Below are 3,980 nucleotides of genomic sequence, written 5' to 3'. Positions count from 1 at the left end.
TTATTGGGTGTGATCAAGATGACCACCTTGTGGCGTCGATCTGAGTTGTCGGTTTGTTTAGGGGGCTGGTTCTATAGTTGAGGCACGCCTTGCCAATCATTTAGCCTAACCTTATCGAAGGATTCATCGTGACTCGCGCCAAGAGTGTCGTCGCCCTGCTGGCCTTGGCCTGCTCCCTCCTGCTGTTCGGCTGCGCCGGCCAGAGCGGCGGTGACGCGACCGAGGGCTCCTCCGAGACCCGTAGCGTCGCCCACGACGCCGGCACCACCGAGATCACCGGCACGCCCCAGCGTGTCGTCGCCCTGGAGTTTTCCTTCGTGGACGCCCTGGACATGCTCGGGACCGAGCCCGTGGGTATCGCCGACGACGAGAAGTCCGAGCGTGTGAGCCAGCTGCTCGGCGAGGAAATCGACTACACCTCGGTCGGCACGCGCTCGGAGCCCAATCAGGAGGTCATCGCGAGCCTCCAGCCGGATCTGATCATCGCGGACACGCAGCGCCACTCGGACGTCTACGACGCGCTCTCGGAGATCGCCCCCACCATCGTGCTCGACAGCCGCGAGGGCAGCTACCAGGACATGAAGGACAACACGGTGACCATCGCCGAGGCCCTGGGCGACCGATCCGCGGGCGAGGACGCCGTGGCCGCCCACGAGCAGCGCATGGCCGAGATCGCCGCCCAGGTCCCCGAGGGCGAGGACCGGACCGTCCAGCTCGTGACGGCGCGCGACGAGCTGCTGCGCATCCACACCAGCTCCTCCTTCGTCGGTAGCGTCATGGAGGCCGCCGGCCTCCGCGTCGCGGCCCAGGACGACCAGGAGCCCTACGAGGACGCCAGCCTCGAGCGTATCGCCCAGGTGGATCCCGACGTCCTGTTCGTCTCCTCCGACGTCGACACCCCGATCACCGACTCCTGGGCGGGCAACCCGGTGTGGGAGAACATGACCGCCGTCTCCGGCGGCCAGGTCCACGACGCCGACCGCAACCTGTACACGAGGTTCCGCGGCCTGAGTGTCGCGGAGACCGTGGCCCAGCAGGTCGTCGACACCATGAACGGCAAGTGAGCCTCGGGACGACGCCCCGGGTGCTCCCGCCTCTGCTCGTAGGCGGGGCCCTCACGGCGGCCCTCCTCGCCGCCGTGTTGTTCAGCCTGCTGGTGGGGGCCGGCGACGTCGGGCCCGGCTCCGCCCTGCGGGCCCTGCTGACGGGCGACCTCGGCTCCCCCACGGGGGAGGCCCTGCTTTTTGTGCGGCTCCCCCGGGCGGTGCTGGGAGTGCTGGTCGGCGCCGCGCTGGCCGTCGCGGGCGCCGTCATGCAGCTGGTCACCCGCAATCCGCTGGCCTCGCCGCAGACCCTCGGCGTCAACGGCTGCGCTGCTTTGGCGACGGTGGCCTCCATCGTCGTGGCAACATCGTGGGAGCTTGGCCTCGTGCCCGCCTTCGTGGGGGCCGCGGTCGGCGGGGCGGTCGTGTTGCTGCTCAGCGCCGGGGGGACCCGCGGGCCGGTCGTGCTCGCTCTGGCGGGGCTGGCGCTCCACCTCCTGGCGACCGCGCTGGTTCAGGCTTTCACCGTGCTCAACGACGCTGCGGTCGACGTCGTCTTCTGGCTCAACGGGTCCCTCGCGGGGGCCCAGTGGGGTGAGGTCCGGACGGCCCTGCCCTTCGTCGTCGTCGGCCTGGTCGGCGTGCTGGCTGCGACCGGTCGCCTCCAGGCCCTGTCCCTCGGGCCCGAGGTGGTCACCTCGCTCGGGCAGAGTTACGCGTTGACCTCGGCCGGTGCGATCGGCCTGGTCACCGTGCTGGCCGGGATCTGCGTGGCGGTGGCCGGACCCATCGGGTTCATCGGGCTGATCGTCCCGCACATCGTGCGGGCCCTCGTCGGGCGCAGCCCCCGCTGGGAGCTCGCACTGTGCGCGATCACCGGGGCCGCACTGCTGGTCGGTGCGGACACCGCGGCGCGCCTGGTCCGCTGGCCGGCCGAGACCCCCGTGGGTGTGCTGACTGCCCTCGTGGGCGCGCCGGTCTACCTCCTCCTGGCCCGCCGGGTCGTCCGGGGGCGATGATGCGCCGTCGAACCCTCCCGCGCCGGCCCCTCGTCCCCCGGGCGCGCCTCGCGCTCATGGTCGTCGCGGCGCTATTGGTCGCCGTCGTGGTTGTCTCCCTTAGCTGGGGTGCTGTGGCGATCCCGATCCGGGACACCGTGGCCGCGCTACTGTCCCCCGACGCCGGCGCGGCCTTCACGGTCCGCCGCTACCGGTTGCCGCGTGTGCTGTGCGCCCTGCTCGGAGGGGCGGCGCTGGCCGTTGCCGGCGTCCTCCTCCAGGCCGCGCTGCGCAACCCCCTCGGCTCCCCCGACGTCCTCGGCGTGAACAAGGGGGCCGGGCTCGGGGCCGTGCTGGTCATCATGCTGTTCCCTACGGCGGCGTGGACCCTGCCCGTGGCCGCCGTCACCGGTGCGCTGGCGGCCGTGGGCGTGCTATTCGCGGTCGTCGACCACCGGCGGGGGCCGGCCGCCGTGGCCCTCAGCGGGATCGCGGTCGGCGCGGTGATGGGCGCCGCGATGATGTACGTGGTCGTCTCGAGCCCCGGGGACGTGAACCGGTCGATGATCTGGCTCGCCGGGTCGCTGTACGGCAGCACGATCGGGCAAGCGCAGGGCCTGGCGGTTGCATTGGCAGTCTTGCTGCCGATGGTAATCGCGGCTACACGTGTCGTGGACTTGGTCCGACTTTCGGACGAGTCCGTGCTGACGCTCGGTCGCAATCCCGTGCGCCTGCGGGCCGGCCTCGTCGTGCTCTCGGCTCTGCTCACCGCGGCCGCCGTCTCGGTCGTGGGGACGGTCGGCTTCCTCGGCCTGCTGGCCCCGCACCTCGCCTCCGCGCTGGGCGGGCACCGGCCGCGCCACCTGGTCCCGCTGGCCGCGCTCCTAGGCAGCTTGCTGCTGGCCGCCGCGGACCTGCTGGGCCGCGCGCTGGCCCCGCCCAGTGAGATCCCCGCCGGGATCGTGATCGTGATCATCGGCGTGCCCTACGTGCTGTACACCCTGTGGAGAGGTTCCCATGTCCGCTGAGCCGACCGTGACCGACCCCGTCGTCCAGGCGTGCGAGCTGACCGTCGGCTACGACCGCGAGCCCGTCTTGACCGGCGTCGACCTGGTGGTCCCCCGCGGCAGGATCACCGCCCTGATTGGCGCCAACGGCTGCGGGAAGTCGACGCTGCTCAAGACCGTGTCCCGCGTGCTCCCGTCCGCGGCCGGGTCGGTGCTGCTGGACGGCCGCGAGATCGCCGGGTTCCCGCGGCGGGACCTGGCCCGGCGGCTCGCGTCCCTGCCGCAGTCGCCGATCGCCCCGGAGGGGCTCACCGTGCGCGAGCTGGTGCGCTTCGGCCGCCACCCCCACCGGGGCTTCGGGGGCCGTCTGCGGTCCGAGGACGACGACGCCGTCGCCGCCGCGATGCGCGACGCCGGCATGGAGGACCTGGCCGACCGCCCGGTGGACTCCCTCTCGGGCGGGCAGCGGCAGCGGGCCTGGATCGCGATGGCTCTGGCGCAGCAGACGCCGGTGCTGCTGCTCGACGAGCCCACGACCTACCTCGACATCGCGCACCAGACCGAGGTGCTGGGGCTGTTGCGCCGCCTCAACCGGGAGCAGGGACGTACCATCGTGATGGTGCTGCACGACCTCAACCAGGCGGCCCGGTACGCCCACCACGTGATCGCAGTGGGCGAGGGCCGGGTCATGGCAGCCGGGGCCCCCGCGGAGGTAATCGTGACCGAGACCGTCGAGCGCGTCTTCGGACTGGCCTGCACCGTAGTCCCGCACCCCGTGGACGGGTCGCCGCTGTGCCTACCACTGGACTGAACAGCAGCGTCTGATTTGATGCACTGCAAATCCACCTGTGACCTTCAAGCCCATCGAAACTCCGAAACATGACGCGTAGCGAAGCCGAACGATTCCAGGCCAAGGTTTTTCCCGGGCCCGG

4 protein-coding genes are annotated in these 3,980 nt (G+C 71.5%); all 4 read left to right on the top strand.

The window, feature by feature from the left end; translation table 11 throughout:
* Nucleotides 1-128: 128 nt before the first annotated feature.
* Genes G3N18_RS15560 through G3N18_RS15545 form a run of 4 tightly spaced genes read left to right on the top strand, consistent with a single transcriptional unit; the run spans nt 129 to nt 3,859 of the window.
* Nucleotides 129-1,064: an ABC transporter substrate-binding protein gene (locus tag G3N18_RS15560; protein ID WP_196324064.1), complete on the top strand. Its 936-nt coding sequence runs from the start codon at nt 129-131 to the stop codon at nt 1,062-1,064.
* Nucleotides 1,061-2,062 carry an iron chelate uptake ABC transporter family permease subunit gene (locus G3N18_RS15555; RefSeq protein ID WP_196324063.1) on the top strand — a complete coding sequence of 334 codons (1,002 nt, stop codon included), beginning with the start codon at nt 1,061-1,063 and terminating at the stop codon, nt 2,060-2,062. The genes G3N18_RS15560 and G3N18_RS15555 overlap by 4 nt, the downstream gene beginning before the upstream one ends.
* A gap of 56 nt (nt 2,063-2,118) precedes the next feature.
* The gene (locus tag G3N18_RS15550; protein WP_196324062.1) at nt 2,119-3,069 is read left to right on the top strand and encodes a FecCD family ABC transporter permease; all 951 of its coding nucleotides are present in this window, start codon (nt 2,119-2,121) and stop codon (nt 3,067-3,069) included.
* Between the two features lie 7 nt (nt 3,070-3,076).
* Nucleotides 3,077-3,859 (top strand): ABC transporter ATP-binding protein, encoded by a 783-nt coding sequence (locus G3N18_RS15545; protein WP_338038677.1) that lies wholly within the window; start codon nt 3,077-3,079, stop codon nt 3,857-3,859.
* Nucleotides 3,860-3,980: the final 121 nt, after the last annotated feature.

The organism is Microbacterium paulum, assembly GCF_015707995.1.
GTDB lineage: Bacteria > Actinomycetota > Actinomycetes > Actinomycetales > Microbacteriaceae > Microbacterium > Microbacterium paulum.
Note: the sequence above shows the minus strand (reverse complement) of the source record. Positions and strands in the feature narration are given on the sequence as shown.